General features: G+C 61.3%; 17 protein-coding genes and 1 pseudogene. 11 read left to right on the plus strand and 7 right to left on the minus strand.

Translation table 11 applies throughout. The features are described 5' to 3' along the window. The first annotated feature begins 403 nt into the window (after positions 1–403). Positions 404–2893: a penicillin-binding protein 1A gene (locus OKC29_RS08930; protein WP_073351258.1), complete on the plus strand. Its 2490-nt coding sequence runs from the start codon at positions 404–406 to the stop codon at positions 2891–2893. A 75-nt stretch (positions 2894–2968) separates the two neighbouring features. Here the strand turns inward: OKC29_RS08930 and oxyR are convergent, their stop codons facing one another. From oxyR to OKC29_RS08950, 4 genes are all read right to left on the minus strand, one after another. Continuing rightward, complete coding sequence (gene oxyR, locus OKC29_RS08935; RefSeq protein WP_029299361.1) at positions 2969–3865, minus strand: DNA-binding transcriptional regulator OxyR; 897 nt, start codon at positions 3863–3865, stop codon at positions 2969–2971. 147 nt (positions 3866–4012) lie between these two features. After that, a complete protein-coding gene (locus OKC29_RS08940) occupies positions 4013–5653 on the minus strand; it encodes a methyl-accepting chemotaxis protein (RefSeq protein WP_073351260.1) in 1641 nt (546 codons plus the stop codon). Between the two features lie 222 nt (positions 5654–5875). Then, positions 5876–6511, minus strand: coding sequence for a DsbA family protein (locus tag OKC29_RS08945; protein ID WP_073351262.1), 636 nt, complete (start codon positions 6509–6511; stop codon positions 5876–5878). A gap of 80 nt (positions 6512–6591) precedes the next feature. After that, positions 6592–7452, minus strand: a complete 861-nt coding sequence (locus tag OKC29_RS08950; RefSeq protein ID WP_016351638.1) for a Vmh family MBL fold metallo-hydrolase — start codon at positions 7450–7452, stop codon at positions 6592–6594. A gap of 126 nt (positions 7453–7578) precedes the next feature. Here OKC29_RS08950 and OKC29_RS08955 point away from each other — a divergent pair, with 126 nt between their 5' ends. After that, complete coding sequence (locus OKC29_RS08955) at positions 7579–8478, plus strand: LysR family transcriptional regulator (RefSeq protein WP_073351264.1); 900 nt, start codon at positions 7579–7581, stop codon at positions 8476–8478. 82 nt (positions 8479–8560) lie between these two features. Here the strand turns inward: OKC29_RS08955 and OKC29_RS08960 are convergent, their stop codons facing one another. Then, positions 8561–9337: a BPSS1780 family membrane protein gene (locus tag OKC29_RS08960; protein WP_073351271.1), complete on the minus strand. Its 777-nt coding sequence runs from the start codon at positions 9335–9337 to the stop codon at positions 8561–8563. A 176-nt stretch (positions 9338–9513) separates the two neighbouring features. Here OKC29_RS08960 and OKC29_RS08965 point away from each other — a divergent pair, with 176 nt between their 5' ends. Both OKC29_RS08965 and OKC29_RS08970 read left to right on the plus strand, forming a co-directional pair. Next, positions 9514–10368, plus strand: a complete 855-nt coding sequence (locus OKC29_RS08965) for a hypothetical protein (RefSeq protein WP_073351273.1) — start codon at positions 9514–9516, stop codon at positions 10366–10368. Positions 10369–10411: 43 nt separating this feature from the next. Beyond that, positions 10412–11237: pseudogene (locus OKC29_RS08970) on the plus strand (peptidoglycan DD-metalloendopeptidase family protein). A gap of 76 nt (positions 11238–11313) precedes the next feature. On the opposite strand, the gene OKC29_RS08975 reads toward OKC29_RS08970, so the two are convergent. Then, complete coding sequence (locus OKC29_RS08975; RefSeq protein ID WP_162275756.1) at positions 11314–12648, minus strand: MATE family efflux transporter; 1335 nt, start codon at positions 12646–12648, stop codon at positions 11314–11316. A gap of 155 nt (positions 12649–12803) precedes the next feature. On the opposite strand from OKC29_RS08975, the gene mscM reads away from it, so the two are divergent. The 7 genes from mscM (at position 12804) to frdD (ending at position 22740) form a co-directional block, all read left to right on the plus strand. Continuing rightward, entirely contained in the window at positions 12804–16082 is a 3279-nt protein-coding gene (gene mscM, locus OKC29_RS08980) for a miniconductance mechanosensitive channel MscM (protein ID WP_073351275.1), read from the plus strand. A 22-nt stretch (positions 16083–16104) separates the two neighbouring features. Next, on the plus strand, positions 16105–16824 hold the full coding sequence (locus OKC29_RS08985) for a glycerophosphodiester phosphodiesterase (protein ID WP_073351277.1): 720 nt from the start codon (positions 16105–16107) through the stop codon (positions 16822–16824). Positions 16825–16949: 125 nt separating this feature from the next. Then, the gene (locus OKC29_RS08990) at positions 16950–18827 is read left to right on the plus strand and encodes a methyl-accepting chemotaxis protein (RefSeq protein WP_029299351.1); all 1878 of its coding nucleotides are present in this window, start codon (positions 16950–16952) and stop codon (positions 18825–18827) included. 517 nt (positions 18828–19344) lie between these two features. Continuing rightward, positions 19345–21129: a fumarate reductase (quinol) flavoprotein subunit gene (gene frdA / locus OKC29_RS08995; RefSeq protein WP_011706984.1), complete on the plus strand. Its 1785-nt coding sequence runs from the start codon at positions 19345–19347 to the stop codon at positions 21127–21129. Further along, positions 21122–21856, plus strand: a complete 735-nt coding sequence (locus OKC29_RS09000; RefSeq protein ID WP_011706985.1) for a succinate dehydrogenase/fumarate reductase iron-sulfur subunit — start codon at positions 21122–21124, stop codon at positions 21854–21856. The genes frdA and OKC29_RS09000 overlap by 8 nt, the downstream gene beginning before the upstream one ends. Positions 21857–21872: 16 nt before the next feature. After that, the gene (locus tag OKC29_RS09005) at positions 21873–22271 is read left to right on the plus strand and encodes a fumarate reductase subunit C (protein WP_005298336.1); all 399 of its coding nucleotides are present in this window, start codon (positions 21873–21875) and stop codon (positions 22269–22271) included. A gap of 112 nt (positions 22272–22383) precedes the next feature. Further along, positions 22384–22740 carry a fumarate reductase subunit FrdD gene (gene frdD, locus OKC29_RS09010; RefSeq protein WP_011706986.1) on the plus strand — a complete coding sequence of 119 codons (357 nt, stop codon included), beginning with the start codon at positions 22384–22386 and terminating at the stop codon, positions 22738–22740. Positions 22741–22872: 132 nt separating this feature from the next. Here frdD and OKC29_RS09015 read toward each other — a convergent pair whose 3' ends face one another. Further along, the gene (locus OKC29_RS09015; protein WP_073351279.1) at positions 22873–23571 is read right to left on the minus strand and encodes a DAPG hydrolase family protein; all 699 of its coding nucleotides are present in this window, start codon (positions 23569–23571) and stop codon (positions 22873–22875) included. Positions 23572–23647: the final 76 nt, after the last annotated feature.

Genomic DNA, 23647 nt, shown 5'->3' on the forward strand with positions numbered 1-23647 from the left:
GAAGGGTACCACCAATCAGCAGTTGGCCACCTCTCGCCATTCATCCATGAGTGTCGCACTTATTATCTGAATTCCCGGAGAACCTTTGTTGAATAGCCCAAACATATACACATCCATGCGTTATTGGGTTTTAGGATTGATTGTAGGACAGCTAATCAGAAGATGATGGCTTAACGCATCCTAAATGCTCTATCTATCAATGTCATAAAGTTTATGCCGAAAAGTGATACAACTCGCTTTCCGGCTGCCCCTCGCCTCCCCTTGGTTATTGAGCCGCAGAATGCTAACCTCCCGCCTCTTCTCGAGGAGCCGGGCTGCCGTCAGGAAAACCTCGAATTTCCGGAGGCAAAAGGGCTATACTCTGCGCCCGTTGGCTAATTTTAAGACGATTGGTAGTTCTTCCATGCTGAAATGGCTCGTACGCCTGTTTATTGTCATGATGCTGGGTGCTGTGCTGGGTGTTGCCAGCCTCATCGGTATCTACTTCTACATCAAGCCCCAGTTGCCGGATGTGACCGCGCTGCGCGACGTCAAGCTGGCCACCCCGATGAAGGTGTACAGCCGGGATGGGGAATTGATCTCCCAATTTGGCGAAATTCGTCGCATCCCGCTGCATCTGGATGAAATCCCCCAGTCGATGATCGATGCGGTACTGGCGACCGAAGATGCCCGTTTCTATGAGCACCCGGGGATCGACCCCATCGGCATCATTCGCGCTGCCACCGTCTGGGCCGTCTCCGGTCAGGCCCGCCAGGGCGCCAGTACCATTACCCAGCAGGTCGCCCGCAACTTCTTCCTGAGCAATGAAAAGACGCTGGTGCGCAAGATAAAAGAGGTCTTCCTGGCCTGGCGCATCGAGCAGAATCTCTCCAAGGACGAGATCCTGCAGCTCTATCTCAACAAGATCCCGCTCGGCTACCGGGCATTCGGGGTCGGTGCCGCCGCCCAGGTTTACTTTGGCAAGGAGGTCAAGGACCTGACGCTGGACGAGATCGCCATCATCGCCGGTCTGCCCAAGGCGCCGTCCATGCTGAACCCGATCCGCTCGCCGGAACGTGCCTTTGCTCGCCGCAACGTGGTACTTGGTCGCATGCTGGAAACCGGCAAGATCACCCAGGCTCAGTTTGACGAAGCGTCCAAGATGCCGGTCAAGGCCCGCTATCACGGTGCCGAGATCACCTTGAATGCCCCTTATCTGGGGGAGATGGTGCGCCAGAAGATGGTGGAGCAATTTGGTGAAGATGCCTACACCATGGGCCTGCACGTCTACACCACAGTCACCGCCAAGCGCCAGCGCGCCGCCCGGCTGGCCTTGCTCGACGGCGTGTTCGATTATGACACCCGCCATGGCTACAAGGGCGTGACCGCCCAGCTGTGGAAAGCAGGCGAAGCCGATTGGGATTATGACAAGATCATGGCCCATCTGGCCAAGCAGCCCACCTATGAGCCGCTGATGGCCGCCGTCGTCACCAAGCTGGCTGACAAGAGTGCGACCATAGTGCTGAAGAACGGCAAGCAGGCTGAGCTCAGCTGGAACGGCATCAAGTGGGCACGCGCCTTCATCACCGACGATCGTCAGGGCTTTGCGCCCCGCTCGGCCCGCGACATGCTGAAAGTGGGCGCCCAGATCTGGGTACGGGAAAAGGGTGAAGAGCTGCTGCTCTCCCAGATCCCCGAGGTCAACGCCGCTCTGGTGGCCATGAACCCGCAGGATGGAGCCATCGAGGCGTTGGTCGGCGGCTTTAGCTTCGAGCTCTCCAAGTTCAACCGGGTCGATCAGGCACGCCGCCAGATAGGCTCCAACATCAAGCCTTTCCTCTATGCCACCGCGCTGGAACAGGGCTACACCCTGGCCTCCCTCATCAACGATGCGCCGATCAACCAGTGGGATCCCTCCAAGGGCCCCATGTGGCAGCCCAAAAACTCCCCGGCCATCTATGAAGGCCCCACCTCCCTGCGCCTCGGCCTCGCCAAGTCGAAGAACGTGATGTCGGTGCGCCTGATGCGCGCCATCGGGCTGGATACCTACATCGACGGCCTGACCCGCTTCGGCTTTGCGCGCGATACCATCTCGCCCAACGAGTCACTGGCTCTGGGTGCCGCCGAGTTCACCCCGCTGGAAGTGGTGCGCGGCTACTCGGTCATGGCCAACGGCGGCTTCCAGGTCACCCCCTATTTCATCACCGAAGTCACCGACAGCTTCGGCGCGCCTCTCTATCAGGCCAACCCGGCAGCCGCCTGCCGTGACTGTGGCGTGCTGGCCGCCGCCGGTCTCGACAGTGCGGATGCCTATGCCAATACGGCGCCGGACTGGAAAGCCCAGTGCCCCATCGATCCGGTTGTTCCCGGCAACATGGCACCGCAGACCATCAGTGCCCAGAGCACCTTCCTGGTGACCGACACCCTGACCACCGCAATCTGGGGTGGCAACGGCTGGCGCGGTACCGGCTGGCGGGCGGCGCGCGACCTCAAGCGCCACGATATCTCCGGCAAGACCGGGACCACCAACGAATCCCGTGATGCCTGGTTCTCCGGCTATACCCCGAATCTGGTCGCCACCTCCTGGATCGGTTTTGACAACCACCAGCGTGGTCTGGGCCGGGCCGAATTTGGCGGCGGTGCCGCACAGCCCATCTGGATCGACTTCATGAAGACGGCGCTCAAGCAGGTGCCTGAGCGCAAGATGCCGGTACCGGAAGGGATCATCACGGTGCGGATCGATCGTGAGACCGGCCTGCTGACCAATCGGACCGACGGCAGCAGCACGGAAGAGTTCTTCAAGGAAGGCACCGAGCCGACCCGCTACGCGACACAGAGCTCGGATGGCAATCAGGTGTACGGCGGTGAGGGCTCGCCCACCGATGGCCCCGTCTCCACCGACGATATCTTCTAAACCACAGTAGAAGATAAAAAAACCGGCGCAATGCGCCGGTTTTCTTTTTTGTGGCCTTGTAGTAGCGATGCGCAGTTAGCCAAGCAGGCTCTGCATCAAGCGCGAGATACGAGCGGCCAGCTCGTTGAAGCAGGGCCGGCGCACCGAGTAGTGGCGATAGAGCAGCGCGATGGTGCGCCCAGGCACGGGGTCTATCACCGGCCGATAGCTGACGCCGCCCTCTTCGGCATTGGCGGGCACGGCGAGCCTGGGTACCAGCGTCATGCCGCTGCCGGCAGCCACCATGTTGCGCAGCGTCTCCAAACTGGTGCCCTTGAAGCGCTGATCCTCGCCGATACCGGCGGCAAAGCAGAATCCCATCGCCTGATCCCGCAGACAGTGGCCATCGGCCAGCATCAGCAACTTCTTGCCCTTGAGATTGCTGAGCGGCACCGCCTTGGCCTTGGCCTCCGGGTGCTGCTGGGGCACCGCCAGCCACATGGGTTCCTGATAGAGCGGGATCGAACCAAACCCCTCCATGCCCTCCAGCTCGGCCAGGATCAGGCAATCCAACTCCCCCTCTTCCAACCGTTTGAGCAATACCTGGGTCTGCTCTTCATAGAGGTAGAATTCCAGCTTGGGAAAATGCTCGCGCAGATCCTGAATGATGTGAGGTAGCAGATAGGGGCCGACGGTAGGAATGAAGCCGATGTGGATTTCGCCGGACATCGGCTCGGCAAAGTGCTGGCCGATGCTCTTGAGCTCGCGCACCTCTTTGAGCACCTTGCGGGCCTGCTGGGCCATGGCATCGCCAGCCGGGGTAAACAGCACCTTGCGGGAGGTACGCTCGATCAGGATCACCCCGAGTTCATCCTCCAGCTTGCGCAGCTGGCCGCTCAGGGTGGGCTGACTGACGAAGCAGCGCTCCGCTGCCTTGCGAAAGTGCTTCTCCTCTTCCAGCGCCACCAAATACTCAAGATCGCGAAGGTTCATACATCCAGAATCCTGCCAACCAATGGGGCCATTAGCATGCCCAAGAACGGCGGAGCGAACAAGGGATGGGGAAAGTCGACATGCCGATAAAACAAGGCGGGCCCGGATCCTGGATCCGGGCCCGCAGCAGCGAGCATCCAACCCGCCTTACACCCGGAAGCGGCGCACCATCTCCTGCAACTGGGTCGCCAGGTGATTGAGGTCGTTACAGGCCTGTGCCATCTGGGTTGCACCGGCGGCCACTTCCTCGGAGGCATGACTGATATTGACCACATTGCGGTTGAGCTCTTCACTCACCGCCCCCTGCTCTTCGGTGGCGGTCGCGATCTGGATATTCATGTGGGAGATGCTCTCCACCGAGCCGCTGATCTCGGAGATGGATGCCCCCGCCTCCCGCGCCGTGCTCACGGTGGAATTCATCATGTCCTGGCTTTGCTGCATGGTGGTGCCGGCCTGCTCGGCCCGCTGCTGCAGTTCAGCGATGATGGTGTTGATCTGGGAGGTGGAGTCCTGAGTCCGCTTCGCCAGAGTACGCACCTCGTCGGCCACCACCGCAAAGCCTCGGCCCTGCTCGCCGGCCCGGGCCGCTTCAATGGCGGCGTTGAGCGCCAGCAGGTTGGTCTGCTCGGCGATCCCGCGGATCACCTCCAGCACCATGCCGATGTTGCGGCTGTCGTCGCCGAGCTGGCGGATCACCACGGCGGTGCTCTCGATGGCGCCGGCGACCTGCTCAATACGCTTGATGGAGTCGTTGACGGTGCGAGCCCCCAGTTCGGCGGTGCTGCTGGCGGCGCTGGCGGCACTGGCGGCATCGCTGGTGTTGCGGGACACCTCCTGCACCGTGGCTTGCATCTCGTTCATGGCGGTGGCCAGCTGATTCAGCTCGTGCTGCTGGCTGTTCATGTTGTTGGCGGACTGGCGCGCCACCGCACTGATCTCTTCGGCTGCCGAGCTCAGTTGCACTACGGAGCCGGAGACTTCGCTGACCAGGGTACGCAGGTTCTTCTGCATCTCGCCAAAGCCCTTGGCCAGTTGCCCCAGTTCATCGTTGTTGAATTGGCTGGCATCAAGATGGGCCGCCAGATCGCCTGCCGCTACCTTGCGGGTCTGCTCCAGCAGCGCCATCACCGGATTGCGGACCTGACCGGTCAGCAACCAGGCCACCACCACCACGAACAGCACTGTGATGAGGCTCACCACGATGCTCATGGTGCGCGAGCTGCTGTAAAGGTCGGCCACCGACTTCACCATGTTGTCAGCCAGCTCGTTGTTGATCTCGCGCAGACGGTAGGATTTGGCCCCCGCCTCTTCCAGTGCGGCACGAGTCTCGTTCTTGCGCAGGCTCTTCACTTTTTCCAGATCGCCGCTGGCAAAAGCCGCAATCAGCTGCTCGTGTACCGAGAAGTACTTAGCACCAGCGGCCACCAGCTGTTCGTAAGTCTGCTTCTCCTCATCGGTGCTGAAGGGCAAGGAGCCGTACTTTTGCGCCGCCGCGTCAAACTCCTGCTTGGCCTTGTTGAAGGTGACGGTACGTTCGCTTACTTCCTGGGCATCCTTGTTGAGGCCACCAATCACCTGCGCCAGTTCGGAACGACGGGCATCGAGAATGGCCACGTGCATCTGGCTGGCATAGCGGGTCGATGGCAACAGGTTGCCCGAAATGGTGGCGGTATCCGTGTAGAGACGGGACAGCTGAGTGATGGAGAACCACGCCAGTCCCACCACTAGCAGGGCCAATACGGCAAAACCGGCGCTCAACTTCTGACCTATAGACATATTTTTGAACATGATTGGTATCCTTGGCGGCTAGACGCAAGCCTGCAGAGCCGAGCTCCCAGACTATCCCCATAGAGCATAGCGCGATGATCGCAAGCGGATGATTTTCAAACTGTCCGCTACTGAATATATCGTCTCGCCTGGGGATAGCATGAGCGCCGGACAGGTAGGAAAAATCTGCAACGAGCACCTCGGGCGCTGCACATCCGCCACCGGATACGACCTGCTGTTCGCTCAACGATTCATCATGAGCTGGATCTGGCGAGCAAACGCCTCTGGCTCACCCAGGAAGGAGGAGGCGGACAAGGGGGTCACTTTGTCGCCCTGCACCAATCCCAGAGTCGGGTAGCCCTGCCCGCCGAGACGGCGCATCCAGCGCTGGCTGTCGGCCAAATGGCTCGCCAGGTCGACCTGCTGGTAGGCCTTCACAAAATCATCCGCGCCAATGTTCTGCTCTGCCGCCAAGCTGGTCAGATGATCGAGCGAACCGATCCAGATGCCATCGCGATAGTGGGATTGCTGGATGCGGTGCAGCAGGCTCAGACCGTTGCCACCCAGAGCCGTCACCGCCAGGATGGCGCGGATGGGCTGCTCCGAGTCGAGCAGCAGACCATCGCGCAGCAGCAGCTCGTTGAAATAACGCTCGCCGAAAGGCTGGCCGGTCAACGCCTGGATCCGCTCGTCATGGGGACGGACGTAATCGCGCAGGGCCTGGCCCATCGCCTGCCTGCGCCCGCCAAGCCAGAGGCCACCGGCGTTCAGCTCGATGCGCAGCTCCGGGATGGCAGCCGCAGCCTTCAACAGCGGGGCGGCGCCGTAGCACCAGCCACAGAGGGGGTCGTATACATAATGCAGAGTCGTTTCGTTCATGTGATTCACTCGTTCATTCGGCTAAAAAAACCGGGCCCTTGGGCCCGGTAAAAAAACTCAGGGAAGTAGGCGTCAGGGGTTTACCACTTCATCTCACCGGTGTTGACCTTGGCACCGATGGCCAGACCATCGTCGACCGGCAGGGACGGATAAGCCTTCTTCAGTGCTTCAATCAGCTGGCCGGAGTTCTTGGCTTTGGCCAGCTCCTGCTCAAAGCGCTCTACGTAGTCACGGGTGAAGGTCACGGCGGCGCTGCCTTTGGGAGCAGTCCCCAGGAAGTGACCCGGCACCACGCGCTCGGGTTTCAGCGCCAGCAGATTGTTCAGCGCCTTGACCCAGTTGCTGCGAGCCGCTTTGGTCTGGCTGTCAGCCATCCACACGTGCACGCCGCTGTAGACCGGTACGCCACCAAACGCCGTCTTGATGGACGGTGCCCACAGGTAGGCATTCGGGGTATTCATCTCTTTGATCTCGATCTTCTCGCCATCCAGGGTCAGATGGCTGGCCGTCATCACTTGTGGCACGGTCAGGCTCTTCGGTGCACCCTTGCCGAGGATGGGGCTCCAGTAGCTCAGCTTGGCGTCCTTGGTCTGGTTGATATGGTCGACCACATGCTGGTCTGCCAGTACCTTGACGTCCGGGAAGGCTGCCTTGATGGGCTCCAGACCGAAGTAGAAGTCGGGGTCACCGGCACTGATATAGACGGTGGTCAGCTTCTTGCCGCTCTTCTTGATCATGTCCACCAGCGCCTGGCCGTTTTGTACGTCGAACTGGGCATCGATCAGGATCGCTTCTTTGTCGCCGGTCACCAGGGAGGAGGAGACCGGGAAGATAGCCTTCTCGCCCGGGTTGTAGACGGTCACGGTGAGCGGGGCGGCCATGGCGGCACCGCTCAGCAGGGTGGTGGCCAGGGTCAGATTGCGGATCAGGGTGTTGTTCATCGGGTATTCCTCATCAAGTCATCAGGGGTTCATCAGATGGACACAGTTTATTGGATCAATTACGGTACAAATACAGCATAATAAGCGCATCACTGTTGCATTAATCGAGCATATAGAGAGCCTGAAATGGATCGACTGACCGCATTGCGGGTCTTTGTCAGCGTAGTCGAACAGGGCAGTCTGAGCGGCGCCGGGGAGAAACTGGAGATGTCGCGCGCCATGGTGACGCGCTACCTGGCGGAGCTGGAACAGTGGATGGGGGCACGGCTGCTGCACCGCACCACTCGCCGGCTCAGTCTGACCGGCCCTGGGGAAGAGGCGCTGAACCGGGCCCGGGCCATGCTGGCACTGGGGGAAGAGATGGAGCAGATCGCCGTGCGCGGCGACGAGGCCCCCAAGGGGCAACTGCGCATCACCAGCAGCTATTCACTCTCGGAAGCCCTGCTGGTGGGCGCCGCCAACGACTACCTGGCGCGCTATGCGGGCACCGCCATCGACATCCTGCTGCTGGACCGCACCGTCAATCTGGTGGAGGAGCGGATCGATCTCGCCGTTCGCATCACCAATGACCTCGACCCCAACCTGGTGGCCCGCCGGCTCGGCACCTGTCACTCCGTGGTCTGTGCCAGCCCGGCCTATCTGGCCAGGCACCCGACCCCGCACAAGGTGCAGGATCTCGCCCTGCACAACTGCCTCACCTACACCTATTTCGGCAAGAGCCTGTGGGAGTTTCAGGGACCGGGCGGGCCCGAATCGGTGCCGGTGAGCGGCAACCTCAGCGCCAACATCTCCAACCTGCTGCTGGAGGCGACGCTGGAGGGCGCCGGCATCAGCCTGCAGCCCCGCTACTCGGTCCAGCCCCACCTCGACACCGGCACCCTGGTGCCGCTGCTGGCGCAGTGGCAGCCTAAGCGACTCGGCGTCTACGCCGTCTACGGCACCCGCAAGCAGATGTCACCGCTGTTGCGCAGCTTCCTCGACTTTCTGGTGGAACGCATGGCCGTCGACCCCATGTGGCGAGAGTAGTGGCGGGAACAAGAGGCAACGCAAACATGCGAAAGGGGCCAGCAGGCCCCTTTCGCGCATATGTCACACCAATCCGTTGGCGTCAGGCTTCGAAGCCGGTCAGCGGGGCTTCGGCAGGTGTCTCCTGCGTCACGTCCAGATAGATATCCCGATAGGCCACATAGATGGAGTAGTTGAGCGCCGGGATCACCACCAGCAGACCCACCAGCATCAGCGCCGCGCCAAACAGCATCAGGATGGCGGCGATCAGTCCCCACCAGAGGAAGGGCCACATGTTGGTCAGGCAGCCTTTGAAACTCAGTTTGGCGGCCTGCAGGATCCCCACATCGTGGAAAAAGATGAGGGCGGGGGCGAAGGTGATGGCCATCAGCACCGGGATCAGCAGTGCCAGCCCCAGCAGCAGACAGAGCAGCAGGCCCTGGGCCTGGGCTGCAGTGACCACCAGAGATTCGGGATCCTGGGTCAGCAGGGAGGTGAGCCCCCACATGGAGAGCAGCCCCAGGCAGATGAGGCCGATCAGGCTGAACAGGGTCAGCACCAGCAGACCCCCCAGCATCAGCGGGGTCAGCTTGTGGCGAAAACCGGAGAAGAAATCGGCGAAGCGCAGCGGATTGCCTTCATAACCGTGACGGGCTACCGCCACCCAGCCGGCACCCCAGACCATGTAAAGCAGCTGGGAGATGAGGCTGCCCGCCGGCAGACGCTCCAGCAGCAGACCGACCGCAAACCAGATGAGGACCATGGCGACACTGACCCCCATCCCCTTGTTGAAGACATCGAAACCGGATCGCACCCAGACCCAGCCACGCCCGATGGGGTGACGAGCAGGTTCTGCGCGCAGGGGGGACAATCCATTCATAACATTTCCTCGGTTCAAAACGGCTGGTTGCCGATTCTAGAGCCATGGGCCGACCGACTCAATGGCGGGTCACCGCCGAGGCCGGTTTTGCACGTCATGGCTGCTTGTATCAGACGTTACGGTTATCATAAGAGACCCCTTTGCAAGGGGCATTCACTTATTCAAGAGAATCCAAGATGCGTACATCTCACCTGGCGCCAATTCTGCTGGCCTCCCTGTTGCTCAACCTCTGGCAGTGGCAGGCCGACCCTGTCAAACCTCAGCCGGGATCCGGCACCGCCAGCCCCGCCAACAGCCCGTCACAATGCGATTCGGCCACCAGCCAGAACAGCGGCCAGAGCACCGGGCAGAGCCTGCTGGCCAAGCTGCCCGGCAAGGGCAGCCAGAACGAGCCCGCCCCCGCCCAGGAGGTGCTGCCTCCCAACCCCGAGCTGGAGGCCGCCATCAGCCAGTGGAGCCAGTCGAGCGAAGGATCCGTGCTGATCGAGCGGCTCTATGACGCCGAACAGGGCAGCCAGCTCACCACCGTCTTCGACCGGCTCGACATCGTGGAAGACGTGCGCGGCCAGGTCCAGGAGCAACTGCGCGAGCTCTATCGCCTCGGTTTCGACCATCCCGATGCCTATGAGCAGGAGAGCCAGCGCATCTGGGGCAACCTCAGCAACCTGCTGGGGGAGGATACCCGCACCCGGCTCGAACAGGAGATCTACTCGGGCGATACCAACCGCCTGCTGGAGATCCAGGGTCGCCTGGCGGAGCACGGCGAGCTGCTGGCACCGGCCCAGCGCCAATCCCTGACGCGTCTGCTGAGCGAGGCGAACCAGCAGCTGGCCCAGCAGGAGAGCGGCGATGCCGGCACCTATCTGGAGAACCAGCGCGCCTATACCCAGCGGGTGCTGGAGAGCAGCCGCAGCTTCCTCAATCCGGATCAGCTCAAGGTGGTACAAGACATGCTGGAGCTGGACCTGGTACGCCAGGAGGTGTCGGTCCAGATGGAGGCCATCTACCAGCGCTTCCAGCCAGCGTCCTGATTTCGTTACCGTTTCGTTTTAGTCAACCCAGCCTGGAATCATCATGAGAGTCGTTTGTTGTCTATTGTTGCTGCTGGCCAGCCAGTCCGCCCTCGCCGAGGGCTTCATCAGTCGCCTGCTTAACCACCCGGTGCCGGGGGGCGTCGCCGTGGTGTCGCTCGGCAGCGAGGCTGCAGGCCCCGACCGCCCGCTATCAGGGCAAGCCGGTGCTGGTGGTGCGTGAAGAGGGCAAACGCTGGATTGCCATCGTCGGCATCCCCCTCAAGAGCCAGCCCGGCCCGCACCAGTTGCAGGTGAGCGATGGCCGCACTCTCGGCTTCACGGTCGGCACCAAGCACTACCGGGAGCAGCACATCAAGCTCAAGAACAGCCGTCAGGTCAACCCGCTGGCCGAAGACATGACCCGCATCAACCGCGAACTGGCGGAGCAGACCCGCGCCTACCAGACCTTCAGCCCGGCTCAGCCGAGCAACCTGCTGTTCGACAAGCCGGTGGAAGGCCCGCTCTCCAGCCCGTTCGGGCTGCGCCGCTTCTTCAACGGCGAGGAGCGCAACCCCCACTCCGGCCTCGACTTCGCGGTCGGTGCCGGCACCCCCATCAAGTCGCCGGCGGCGGGCAAGGTGATCCTGATCGGCAACTACTTCTTCAACGGCAATACGGTGTTCGTCGATCACGGTCAGGGTCTCATCAGCATGTTCTGCCACATGTCGAAGGTCGACGTGACGCTGGGCCAGAGCCTGCCCCGCGGCGGCATCGTCGGCCGGGTCGGCGCCACCGGCCGTGCCACCGGTCCCCACATGCACTGGAATGTCAGTCTCAACGACGCCCGGGTCGACCCCGCCATCTTCATCGGTGCCTTCAAGCCATGAGCTGGTGACCTGTCAGGGGCGCTCAAAACGAAAAAGGCAGCCTAGTCTGCCTTTTTGATGGCCGACTGACGACATATCAGGCGGCGGCGTGCTGGCGCGCCTCCTTGCCCATGGCTCGCCACATCACCAGCACCAGCAGGGTGCTGCAGGTGGGCAGCGCCAGCCAGACGCCGGATACCCCCCACAGGGAGGAGAAGCCCCACAGGAAGCCGCCAATCAGCACCAGCTTGCCACCGGTGAGCAGGGAGGCGATGCGGGCCCGGTTGATCGCCTGAAAGTAGGTGGCCCCCACCAGCAGCAGGCCTTCCATCGGCAAGCCCCAGAAGTAGAGCCAGATGCCGAGGCTGGCCACCGGCAAGAGGGCCGCGTTGTCCCCGGCAAACAGGTAGACCACCCCCTCCGGCCACAGATAGAGCGGCAGCATGCCGCACAGGGCCACCAGCAGGGTCACCCCCAGCGCCAGGTTGCGCACCCGCAGCACCCGTGCCCAGTTGCCCGCCCCGGCGTTGAAGCTGGCGATGGGCTGGATGCCCATGGCGATCCCCTCGAAGATGAGATAGAAGAAGGCCTCGCTGTAGCTGATGACGCCGTAGGCCGCCACGTGCAGCGAGGTGCCCACCGCCAGCAGCGCCTTGTTGTGCAGCGCCAGCACCACCGACAGGTAGAGGTACATCAGAAAGCTCGACACCCCGAGTCGCAGCGTCTCCCCCATCAACCGCCAGTCGGGTCGCAGGGTGTCCCAGCCAATGCGCAGCTGGCTGCGCGGGGTGAAGAAGTGCCACAGACAGAGGCCGCCGGTCACCGCCTGGGAGAGCATGGTCGCAATGGCGGCCCCCGCCAGCCCCCAGGGGATCACCGCCATCAGCAGGTAATCGAGCAGCACGTTGAGCACGCCCCCCCCCACCAGGATCCAGGTGGTGAGGCCGGGTCGCCCGTCATTGCGCAGCAGGGCGGTAAATGCCATGGAGAGCACCGCAAAGACCCCGAGCCAGGCATACCACTGCAGATAGGCGAAGCCGGCGTCAAAGATCACTCCCTCCGCCCCCATCCAGATCAGCATGGCCTCGCCGTAACGAATGCCGATGAAGGCGAGCAGCCCAGAGGCGATGATCACCATCACCAGCGCATTGCCGACGATGTGGCGGGCCCTCGCCTGCTCCCCCTTGCCCAGATAAAACGAGGCGAGCGCCGAGGAGCCCATGCCGATCAGCGCCCCCACCGCATAGAGCACGGCGCAGATGGGGTACGCCAGCATCATGCCGGCCAGCCCATCCTGACCCAGAATATGGCCGACGAAGATGCCGTCTATGGTGACATAGATGCCGGTGACCAGCATGGCGGCCACGGTCGGGGTGACGTAGCGCCAGAACAGGCGGGAAAGAGGGGCCGTGCCCAGATCGACTGCGGACATAAAACGCTCAACGGAGGGAAAAACGGCCAGAATGATAGCCAAAGCGGGCCAGGAACGCCCGTTATTTATGTTACAAATCATTAATATGGAAAACTTTACCCGCCCCGGCCCCTGCTTTAGGCTAGGGCGACCTCACCTGAACGGAAACGTGCGCCATGTTGCAACGCCTGCTCTGCCTGCTGCTCTCTCTCACTCTCCTCACTCCCCTTGCCCAGGCCGATGACGCCATCACCCAGGTGGAAGAGCTGCTGCAGAGCGTGCCCAAGACCGACACCCCGGAAAACCAGAAGTTGCGGGAAAGTTACCAGCAGGCGCTGCAATTTGCCCGGGAGGCCCAGCGCTATCGCGAGCAGGGCAAGACCTATCAGCAGATCCTCATCGACTATCCCAAGGAGTCGGCCCGCCTCAAGGAGAGCCTGCACAACTACCAACCCCAGCCTCGCCCGGCCCTCTCCTCCCTGAAGGAGGAGGCCCTGCGCCAGGCCATCGGCCTGAGCAGCAACCGCCAGCTCAACCTGCGCAAGGAGCGCCAGGGGGTGATGGACAGCCTCAACCAGCTGGAGAGCACCGGCCAGGAGTATCACCTGCGGGTCGACGAGCTGCGCAAGCAGTTGCAACAGACCCGCGCCCTGCTCGACCGGCTAAGCTTCAGCAGCGAATCGGATCGCCTGCAGGATGCCCAGCAGCTGGTCACCCGCCTCAAGGAGCAGAGCCTGTCGGATCGGATCCAGATGCTGGAACTGGAGCAGCTCTCCGCCCAGCAGCGCAACGATCTCGGCAAGCTCAGGCTGCAGGAGCTCAACCTCGCCATCACCGACGAGGATGAGTGGCAGACCAGCCTGCTCAACCAGCAGAACCAGCTGCGCCGCGACAAGACCGAGCAGGCGCTGGCTGAGAGCGAGCGGCTGCGCAAGCAGCTCACCTCCGACATGCCGCTGCTGCTGGAGCAGCAACAGCAGAACCAGGCGCTCTCCATCCAGCTCGGCGCGCTGGAGGACCAGATAGAGCGGGTGCAGGATGAGCAGCGGGTGATCGACAAGAACCTGTCGAGCCTGAACGACCTGGTCAACTCAGTGCGCGAGCAACTGGAGTGGCTGCAGATCAGCAACGCCTACGGCGAGAACCTGCGCAGCAAGCTCTCGGATCTGCCCGCCTACTTCCCTCTCGACAAGCTGGAGTCGGCCATCGTCAACGCCCGCATGGCCAAGTACCAGTACGAGACCGAGCAGGATGCGCTCAAGGATCCGCGCCAGATGCGCGATCAGCTGCTGGCCACCGACGAGGTAGCCCTCGATCGCGCCCAGCAGGCGGTGCTCGACAACCTGCTCAAGGCCCGTCGCCAGCTGCTGACCCGGCTCAACGACGCCTCCGACAGCCTCATTCAGGAGCAGACCCGGCTCAAGCTGCTCTACAGCCGCCAGAACAGCAAGATCGACGAGATCCGCGAGCTCAGCGCCAGCCACCTGTTCTGGATGCCGGACGTGCGCCCGCTCACCCCGGCCGTGCTGCTCGGGGTGCCGGCGGCCCTCGGCCTCGCCCTCAACCCGGTCAACTGGCTGCAACTGCCCCAGGCCATCGCCGAGAACAACCCCATCACCCTCACCTTCGCCGGTATCGGCATCCTGGTGCTGGCCTGGTGCTGGTTCAAACTGGCTCGCCACCTGACTCACTACAGCCAGCACATAGCGCCCCGCATCGGCAAGGTGACCCAGGACAAGTTCAGCCTCACCAGCCGGCTGCTGATGCGCTCCCTGCTCGCCTCCCTGCCGCTGCCCGCCATGGTGCTGATGGTGCGCGGCCTGCTCGACGGCGCCTGGCAATATCCGTTCGCGGTGGCGGTGGCCCGTGGCCTCGGCGAGATCTGGTTCCTGCTGCTGGCACTCTTGATGGCCCGTCACCTCACGCTGGAGAAGGGGATCCTGATCCTCCATTTCCGCTGGCAGAAGGAGCGGGTGCAGAAGGTGTGGAGCCAGTTCCGCACCCTCTTGCTGGTGATCATCCCGAGTTTCTTCGTGCAGGGCATGGCCAACAGCTATCAGGAGCACGCCTTCTACGACTCCCTCGGCCGGCTGGCCTTCATCGTCGGCGCCCTCTGGCTGCTGCTGTTTTTCGCTCGCCTCAACCGGGAGCGGCTGCCGCTCACCTGGGGCCAGGCCGACATGACCAAGCCGCACCTGCTGCACCACTTCATCTGGAACAGCCTGATGCTGGCCCCGCTGCTGGCGGTGATTGGCTCCCTGCTCGGCTACTTCTATACCTCCCGCATCCTGTTGCGCCAGCTGGAGCTGAGCCTGCTGATGGGGCTGGGCTGCCTGCTCGTCTACTACCTGGCGCACCGCTGGATGCTGATCCAGCGCCGCCGTCTCGCCTTCGAGCGGGCCAAGAGCAAGCGGGCCGAGATCCTGGCCCAGCGCGGCCGGGAAGAGGGGCATGACGAGCTCAGCTCCGAGATCCCGGACGTGGTGGAAGACACCGAGCTGGATCTGGATACCATCAGCGCCCAGTCGCTCGGGCTGGTGCGCACCCTGCTGATGCTGGGCTTCACCATGCTGGTGGTGGTGCAGTGGTCCGAACTCAACTCGGCGTTCAGCTTCCTGCGCAGCATCGAGGTGTGGCAGGTGAGCAGCAAGATTGGCGGTATCGAACAGCTCTCCGCCATCACCTTGCAGGATCTGATGCTGACGGTGTTTACCTTCATCCTGACCGTGGTCACCGCCCGCAACCTGCCGGGCCTGATGGAGCTGACCCTGCTCCAGCACCTGAGCCTCTCCCCCGGCACCGGCTTTGCCATCACCACGGTGACCAAGTACATAGTGCTGGTGGTGGGGGCGCTGACCGGCTTCTCCATCCTCGGCATCGACTGGTCCAAGGCGCAGTGGATGGTGGCGGCCCTCTCTCTGGGTCTGGGTTTTGGGCTGCAGGAGATCTTCGCCAACTTCGTGTCGGGCCTCATCATCCTGTTCGAGAAACCGATCCGGCTCGGCGACACCGTCACCATTCGCGAGCTGACTGGCACCGTCACCAAGATCAAGACCCGCGCCACCACCATAGTGGACTGGGACAGGAAGGAGATCATCGTCCCCAACAAGGCCTTCATCACCGAACAGTTCATCAACTGGTCGCTGTCAGACGCCATCACCCGGGTACGGCTGCGCATCCGCATCGGCCTGACCCAGGAGCCCAGAAAGATACAAACCATTCTGGAAGAGTCGATCCGGGCCTCCACCCTGGTACTGGAGACCCCCTCCCCCGAGGTGTTCCTGATCGAATTCACCGACTCGGCGCTGATCTACGAGATCCGGCTCTACGTCAACAGCATGGATCACCGCATGCCCATCACCCACGAGGTCCACTCGCTGGTGCTGGAGAAATTGCAGCAACAGGGGCTGGGGCTGCCGCACCAGCAGATCGACATTCGTCTGAGCCGGGCCTGAGCAGGCACCACAGGAGTACATCATGCAGATCATTGCCCATCGCGGCGCCAGCGGGCTGGCACCGGAAAATACCCTCAAGGCCATCCGGCTGGCACTGGCGCTGGGTGCCGGGGCCATCGAGATCGACGTGCAGCTGGCCGACGGCGAGCTCTGGGTATTCCACGACCGGCGGCTGGAACGCTGCACCGACGGCAGCGGCGTGTTGACGGCCCAGTCGCACGCCTATCTGGCGAGCCTGAATGCCGGTGAGGGAGAAGCGATCCCGACCCTGTGGCAGGTGATGGAGGCGATTGCTGGCCAGGCCGAGCTGCATATCGAGCTGAAAGGAGCACAAACAGCCGATGAGGTGGCCCGACTGACCCGGCGTGCTGAGGCAGAGCTTGGCTTCGCGTCCACGCAGTGGGTCGTCTCCTCCTTCCATCACCCGGAGCTCGCCCGCTTTGCCGCTCTGCGCCCCGACATCCGGTTGGGGGCGCTGACTTCCACCATTCCCCTCACCCTCGCCAAGTTTGCCGCCGAGCTGGGGGCCTGGTCGCTCAACTGCGACGTGGATTTTGTCGATCAGTCGCTGGTGCAGGATGCCCACGACCGCGGGCTCAAGGTGCTGGTCTATACGGTCGATGAACCCGCCGATCAGGCGATGCTGGCTGCCATTGGCGTCGATGGCATCTTTACCAACCGGCCGGACCGCTTCCTGCCGCCGGCCAAAAACGGACTCATTGTGCCAGGGGGAGTTCGATAACCGCTGATTTAAGCTATAAATTTAAAGGCGCACCGGGATACAAAAAGTTCTACTTTGGCCGATACAGTGTTGGCCCATAACAATAAAACCACACATCGCAGACTGACGCTCACAAGGATGTAAACATGAACTTATCCATCAAGAACAAGCTTGTCCTCGCCATCGGGGTCATTATCCTGGTCATCACCGGCCTGCAGGTCTGGTACAACACCACCCAGCTGAGAAGCGAAACCCAGCGCCTGATCTGGAGCTTCATCGACGACAGCTCGGCATCCAATGTTAAAGGCATCTCCCGCTGGCTGGATGCCCGCATCAGCATGGTCACCTCCACCAAGGAGGCCTTCGCCAAGGAAGACGAACCCATCAGCCATCTGGCCCAATCCATGAATGCCGGCAACTTTGACCTGGTCTACGTCGGCACCAAGGATGGCAAGATGATCCAGAGCAAGCCGACCGACCTGCCGGCCGGCTATGACCCTCGTCAACGCCCCTGGTACAAGGACGCCATGGCCGCCGGCAAGCTCGTCATCACGGCCCCCTACGCCGACATCACCACTGGCCAGCTGATCATCACCATCGCCGAGCCCTTCACCCGGGGCAATACCCAGGGGGTCATCGCCGGTGACGTCTCCATCGACGCCTTGGTACGCGATGTGCTGGCCATCAACTCGGAAGGGACCTACGCCATCCTGGTGGACAGCAATGGCACCATCATTGCCCACCCGGACAAGGATCTGACCCTCAAACAGGCGACCGCCATCTCCCCGGAGCTGACCGCCGCCAAGGTCAACGAGCTGGCCCATGACAACACCATCTCCGAGATGGATATCAGCGGCAAACCCAGCGTGTTCGACCTGACCGAGATCCCCAACACCAACTGGTATTTCGGCATAGTGGTGGATGAAGCGGTCGCCTATCAGTCCGTCTCCCGCATGGTGACTTCCGCCCTGCTGCAAGGCCTGCTCACCATCCTCATCGTCGCCGGCTTCTCCTATGTCGCCATCAACGGCTCGCTGGCCCCGCTGAAAACCCTGGGCGAAGCAATTGCCGATCTCTCCCGCGGCAACGGCGACCTGACCCGCCGCGTCAAGATCGAGCGTGAAGACGAAGTGGGTATCGTCGCCAAGCACGTCAACACCTTCATCGACCGGATCCACGTGATGGTGCAGGACATCTCCAACTCCTCCGGACAGCTGAACCAGCAAGCCAAGTCTTCCCACAACATGGCGGAAAAATCGAGCCAGGGTCTGGCTCGCCAGCAAAACGAGATCTCCCAGATCGCCACCGCGGTGCACGAGATGTCCGCCACTGCTGTAGAAGTAGCCAGCAACGCCGAGCAGACCGCCGATGCGGCCCGCAGCTCTTCCAGCAGCTGCGAGCACGGCAAACAGGTGATCGCCCGCAACCAGCGCTCCATTACGGATCTGGCCACTCAGGTCAAGCAGGCTTCCGGCATCATTCAGGAATTGGAAAAGAACGCCCAGGAGATCAACACCATCCTCTCCACCATTCAGGGCATCGCCGAGCAGACCAACCTGCTGGCGCTGAACGCCGCCATCGAAGCGGCCCGGGCCGGTGAACAGGGTCGCGGCTTTGCGGTGGTGGCCGACGAGGTGCGGGTGCTGTCCCAGCGTACCCACAGCTCCACCGTCGAGATCCGCAGCATGATCGAAACCCTGCAGCGCAACACCCAGGGCGCCGTCAGCACCATGCACGAAGGTCAATTGCTGGCCCAGAACAGCGTGGAAGATGCCAACGATGCCACCCAGGCACTGGAGCAGATCACCGCCTCCATCAACCAGATCTCCGACATGGCCACCCAGATCTCCAGCGCCGCCGAGGAGCAGCGGGCGGTGACCGACGAGGTCAGCCGCAACATCCAGGCGGTCAAGGATGTCTCGGACGAGCTGGCGGTCGATGCCGACAGTTCGCGCCATCTGTCTGAACAACTTAAAAATATTTCAGGTGAACTGAGCAATCAGGTCGGCATGTTCCGGATCTGATCAACCGAAATCAAAGGGGCCACTCAGGCCCCTTTTTTTATGAAAAAATGCTTTTGTTTCAATAGTTATTACCACACCAACCATCGGGAGTATGGGGATGGAAATCCCCATACGAAGCGCTACCCCGTCATAAAGCAACGCTTCAAGGCTGACATTCGGATTAGTTTTTTGAACTCAAGCACAGTATTGTTCTACCCGTGAATAATTCTTATTAAATATTTTTGATAAAAAACTTAAAAACTTTATGGGTAATACCTAAAAAGAGAGGTGTTTCTCATTTTTTTGAAAGAAAACTACGTATAATCCTGAGCTTAAAATAACCATAGCAATGACAGCGGCTGATACCGATAACTGAAGGATGGCGATAATTACGGCGTTTTCATCCAAGGAATGGGGTGATTTTGATAAAAGTCACCATTGCCAAGCACTAAAACAAACCAGTTTGACTTGCATCAAGCCTGAATTTTTTTCATAGAGCAAAATCGTGCCCAGCAAATCTATCCCTAAGGAGGCAGATGTGGATATTATCAAGACCGATGTCGCCATCATCGGTGCTGGTGGCGGTGGCCTGCGTGCCGCAATCGCCATAGCAGAAGCCCACCCGGAGCTGGAGATCGCCCTGATCTCCAAGGTCTACCCGATGCGCAGCCACACCGTGGCCGCAGAGGGCGGTGCCGCCGGTGTCGTCCGTGATGATGACTCCCTCGAAAACCACTTCAACGACACTGTATCCGGTGGCGACTGGTTGTGTGAGCAGGACGTGGTCGACTACTTCGTCAACAATGCCACCAACGAGATGATCCAGCTGGAGCACTGGGGTTGCCCCTGGAGCCGCAAGCCGGACGGCAAGGCCAACGTGCGTCGTTTTGGCGGGATGAAGATCCCCCGCACCTGGTTCGCGGCAGACAAATCCGGTTTCCACATTCTGCACACCCTGTTCCAGACCTCCATCAAGTACCCGACCATCAAGCGCTTTGACGAGCACTTCTGCATGGATCTCATCGTGGAAGATGGCCGCGTCCAGGGCGTATTGACCTTCGACATCCAGAACGGCATCACCCGCTTCATCCAGGCCAAATCCGTCATTCTGGCCACCGGTGGCGCCGGCCGTGTCTACCGCTACAACACCAACGGCGGCATCGTCACCGGTGACGGCATGGCGCTGGCCTACCGCCACGGCGTGCCGCTGCGCGACATGGAGTTCGTGCAGTACCACCCGACCGGCCTGCCGGGTACCGGCATCCTGATGACCGAAGGTTGTCGTGGTGAAGGCGGCATCCTGCTCAACAAGGATGGCTACCGCTACCTGCAAGACTACGGTCTGGGCCCGGAAACCCCGGTCGGCCAGCCGAAGAACAAGCACATGGAGCTGGGCCCGCGCGACCGTCTCTCCCAGGCCTTCTGGCAGGAGCAGCAAAAAGGCCGCGTGATCCAGGGCCCGATGGGCGATGTGGTTCACCTCGACCTGCGCCACCTCGGCGAGAAGTACCTGAAAGAGCGTCTGCCCTTCATCTGCGAACTGGCCAAGGCCTACGTGGGTGTGGATCCGGTGAAAGAGCCGATCCCGGTACGTCCGACTGCCCACTACACCATGGGCGGCATCGAGACCAACGGTCAGTGCGCCACCCGCATGCCGGGTCTGTACGCTCTGGGCGAGTGTGCCTCGGTCGGTCTGCACGGCGCCAACCGTCTGGGTTCCAACTCCCTGTCCGAGATCGTGGTATTCGGCAAGGTCGCCGGTGAGCACGCCGGTGAGTTTGCCAAGACCCAGCAACACGGCAACACCCAGGCGCTGGCCGCCAAGGCCGAGGCGCTGATCAAGCAGCACCTCTCCCTGCTCGATATCGACGGCACCGAAAACCCGGCCGATATCCGCAACGAGTTGGGCATGTCCATGGAAGCCGGGGTCGGTATCTACCGTACCGAAGAGCTGATGCAGGGCACCATCGACAAGATCAACGAGCTGAAAGCCCGTTACAAGAAGATCAAGATCAACGACAAGTCCTCGGTCTTCAACACCGACCTGCTGTACGCCATCGAACTGGGCTACATGCTGGACGTGGCCGAAGCCATGGCGCACTCCGCCCTCAACCGGAAAGAGTCCCGTGGTTCCCACCAGCGTCTGGACGGTTACGAAGAGCGTGATGACGTGAACTTCCTCAAGCACACTCTCTCCTTCTACAACGGTGAAGGGGCCCCGACCATCGATTACTCCGATGTGAAGATCACTAAATCCCAACCGGCGAAACGCGTATACGGTTCCGAGGGTGAGAAACAAGACGAGGCTAAGAAGAATGGCTGAGATGATCGAAATTGAAATCCTGCGCTACCGTCCCGAGCAGGATAACGAGCCCTGGATGCAGACCTTCCAGGTGCCCTACCTCAAAGAGATGTCCCTGCTGGATGCGCTGCAATACATCAAGGATCATCTGGACTCTACCCTGAGCTTCCGCTGGTCCTGCCGGATGGCGATCTGCGGCTCCTGCGGCATGATGGTCAACGGCATTCCCAAGCTGGGTTGCAAGACCTTCCTGCGCGACTACCTGCCGGGCAAGATGACTATCGAGCCGCTCAACAACTTCCCGATCGAGCGCGATCTGGTGGTCGACATGTCCGACTTCATCGAGAAGCTGGAGAGCATCAAGCCGTACATCATCCCGGCCGAGCCGCGCAGCCTGTGCGACGGCGAGTACACCCAGACCCCGGCTGACATGGCGAAATATCATCAGTTCTCCATGTGCATCAACTGCGGTCTGTGCTATGCGGCCTGCCCGCAATATGGCATCAACAAGAAGTTCACCGGTCCGGCAGCACTGGCGCTGGCCTATCGCTACAACGCCGACAACCGCGACAGCGCGTCCAGAGAGCGGATGAAGATCATCAGCCAGGACGAGGGCGTCTGGGGTTGTACCTTCGTGGGCTACTGCTCCGAAGTGTGCCCAAAAGGCGTGGATCCGGCGGCGGCCATCCAGCTTGGCAAGGTCGAGAGCGCCAAGGACTACATGATCGCCATGTTCAAGCCAGATTGAGATCAGGAATGAGACCATGAACAACACCAATAGCAAACGTAAGCCTTACGTCCGCGAAATGAAGAAAGACTGGTGGCTGAAGAATGCCTTCTACACCGGTTACATGATCCGCGAAGGCACCAGCATCTTCGTCTCCATCTATGCCGTCGTGCTGATGTGGGGTCTGTTGCGGCTGGTACAGGGTCAGGAGGCGTTCAACGGCTGGCTGGAATCCCTGCAAAGCCCGATCGCCATCCTGTTCCATGTCATCGCCCTGGCAGCCTGCCTGTTCCACGCCAAGACCTGGTTCGCACTGGCCCCGAAAGCCATGCGCATCTTCCGTGGCGAAGACCTGGTGCCGGAGAAGCCGATCGTCATCGCCCAGTATGTGGCGCTGGCGGTGGTATCCCTGCTTGTCCTGATCATCGTGGCCTGAGGAGAAAACCATGAGACGTTCTGACGAACCCAGTTATTGGTGCCTGTTTGGTGCCGGGCTGTCACTCAGAAACGTCGGCCACGATCTCTCAATCATGATTTGAGGAAAAAATATGAGACGTTCTGACGAGCCTATATATTGGGGACTGTTTGGTGCCGGTGGCATGGTGGTTGCCATGCTGCTGCCGGTCATTGTCCTCATCACCGGTCTGCTGGTGCCCATGGGCATCATGGACGTGGAGACCATGAGCTACGAACGCGCACTCGAGTTCGCCAGCTCCTGGTGGGGTGCCTGCATCCTGCTGGTCATCATCGCCCTGCCCATCTGGCACGGCATGCACCGCATCTACCACGGTCTGCATGATCTGGGGATCCACACCACCAAGCTGCACCACTATGTGTTCTATGGCTTCGCCTTCCTGGTGTCCGCCATCACTCTGGGTCTGCTGATGGTACTGGTATTCCAGTAAGCGCATCCTGACGCAATGACAAACCGGGCCAAGTGCCCGGTTTTTTTATGGCCCCTCGGCGGCTCACGCCACAGCCCGATAGCCGGCATGCTCCCTGCTCCCAGCTACTTTCAATGCCAACTATCAGCCCCGTCACCAGAGCGTCGGCGCCGGTTCACGACCATTTTCCGCGTAGTAGAGCGACGGCAGAAACTGCGCCAGATAGCTGAACTCGCTGTAGCAGTGGCGCATCAGGTTGAAGCCTATCTCGTCCAGCACCTCGTCAAACGGGTTGGCGCAGGCTTTGCCCAGCAGGAAGCGGCTACGCAGCACACAGCCATAAGGGGTATCACGCGCCAGGTGCAGCATCTCGCCATCCAGCGGCGCACCGTTGTCATCCAGAGCTACCTCGTCGCCAAAGCCGATGCGGGCGCAGATGGCGGCAGAGAGAGCCTGCGTCTCCCGCGCCTCCTGCAGCGGTTGCGGGGCGAACACCTCTTCGGCACAGTGGAACTTGAGGCGGGCCGCCACCGGTGGCAGCTCGGCAAGCCACTCCACCGCATCTATGCTGGCCCCCACATAGCGCTCTCCTCTTTTCCAGTGATGGTCCCAGCCCCGGTGCTCGACGTGGTCGTGCGGGTGCCACCATCTGATGTGCTGGGTCGTTTCGAAGAAGGTGAACCACCAATCCAGCATGCGCCCCTTGCAGCCGTGCAGATCGGTGCGGATCGCGACCGTCAGCAGGCCATCGGTGCTGCGGGTCAGGCCCATTTCCAGGCGCAGCGGCTGCGGCCTGAGCAACTCATTGATGTCATTGACGCCCCAGGGGGCAAACAGCGGGGAAGTATCCATGATGAGACTCCAATAAATTAGGAAACCAATTTCGTTTCCTAATTTAAGCTATGCCTGTATGCTGGGTCTGTCAATG

Origin of the sequence: Aeromonas sp. QDB34 (assembly GCF_027705405.1) — a bacterium.
Lineage (GTDB): Bacteria > Pseudomonadota > Gammaproteobacteria > Enterobacterales > Aeromonadaceae > Aeromonas > Aeromonas hydrophila.

Bases quoted from the DNA above. Each gene is read 5' to 3' on its own strand.
- OKC29_RS08930 (WP_073351258.1), top strand. From the start codon at position 404: ATGCTGAAATGGCTCGTACGCCTGTTTATTGTCATGATGCTGGGTGCT.
- oxyR (WP_029299361.1), bottom strand. From the start codon at position 3,865: ATGAACCTTCGCGATCTTGAGTATTTGGTGGCGCTGGAAGAGGAGAAG.
- OKC29_RS08940 (WP_073351260.1), bottom strand. From the start codon at position 5,653: ATGTTCAAAAATATGTCTATAGGTCAGAAGTTGAGCGCCGGTTTTGCC.
- OKC29_RS08945 (WP_073351262.1), bottom strand. From the start codon at position 6,511: ATGAACGAAACGACTCTGCATTATGTATACGACCCCCTCTGTGGCTGG.
- OKC29_RS08950 (WP_016351638.1), bottom strand. From the start codon at position 7,452: ATGAACAACACCCTGATCCGCAATCTGACCCTGGCCACCACCCTGCTG.
- OKC29_RS08955 (WP_073351264.1), top strand. From the start codon at position 7,579: ATGGATCGACTGACCGCATTGCGGGTCTTTGTCAGCGTAGTCGAACAG.
- OKC29_RS08960 (WP_073351271.1), bottom strand. From the start codon at position 9,337: ATGAATGGATTGTCCCCCCTGCGCGCAGAACCTGCTCGTCACCCCATC.
- OKC29_RS08965 (WP_073351273.1), top strand. From the start codon at position 9,514: ATGCGTACATCTCACCTGGCGCCAATTCTGCTGGCCTCCCTGTTGCTC.
- OKC29_RS08975 (WP_162275756.1), bottom strand. From the start codon at position 12,648: ATGTCCGCAGTCGATCTGGGCACGGCCCCTCTTTCCCGCCTGTTCTGG.
- mscM (WP_073351275.1), top strand. From the start codon at position 12,804: ATGTTGCAACGCCTGCTCTGCCTGCTGCTCTCTCTCACTCTCCTCACT.
- OKC29_RS08985 (WP_073351277.1), top strand. From the start codon at position 16,105: ATGCAGATCATTGCCCATCGCGGCGCCAGCGGGCTGGCACCGGAAAAT.
- OKC29_RS08990 (WP_029299351.1), top strand. From the start codon at position 16,950: ATGAACTTATCCATCAAGAACAAGCTTGTCCTCGCCATCGGGGTCATT.
- OKC29_RS09000 (WP_011706985.1), top strand. From the start codon at position 21,122: ATGGCTGAGATGATCGAAATTGAAATCCTGCGCTACCGTCCCGAGCAG.
- OKC29_RS09005 (WP_005298336.1), top strand. From the start codon at position 21,873: ATGAACAACACCAATAGCAAACGTAAGCCTTACGTCCGCGAAATGAAG.
- frdD (WP_011706986.1), top strand. From the start codon at position 22,384: ATGAGACGTTCTGACGAGCCTATATATTGGGGACTGTTTGGTGCCGGT.
- OKC29_RS09015 (WP_073351279.1), bottom strand. From the start codon at position 23,571: ATGGATACTTCCCCGCTGTTTGCCCCCTGGGGCGTCAATGACATCAAT.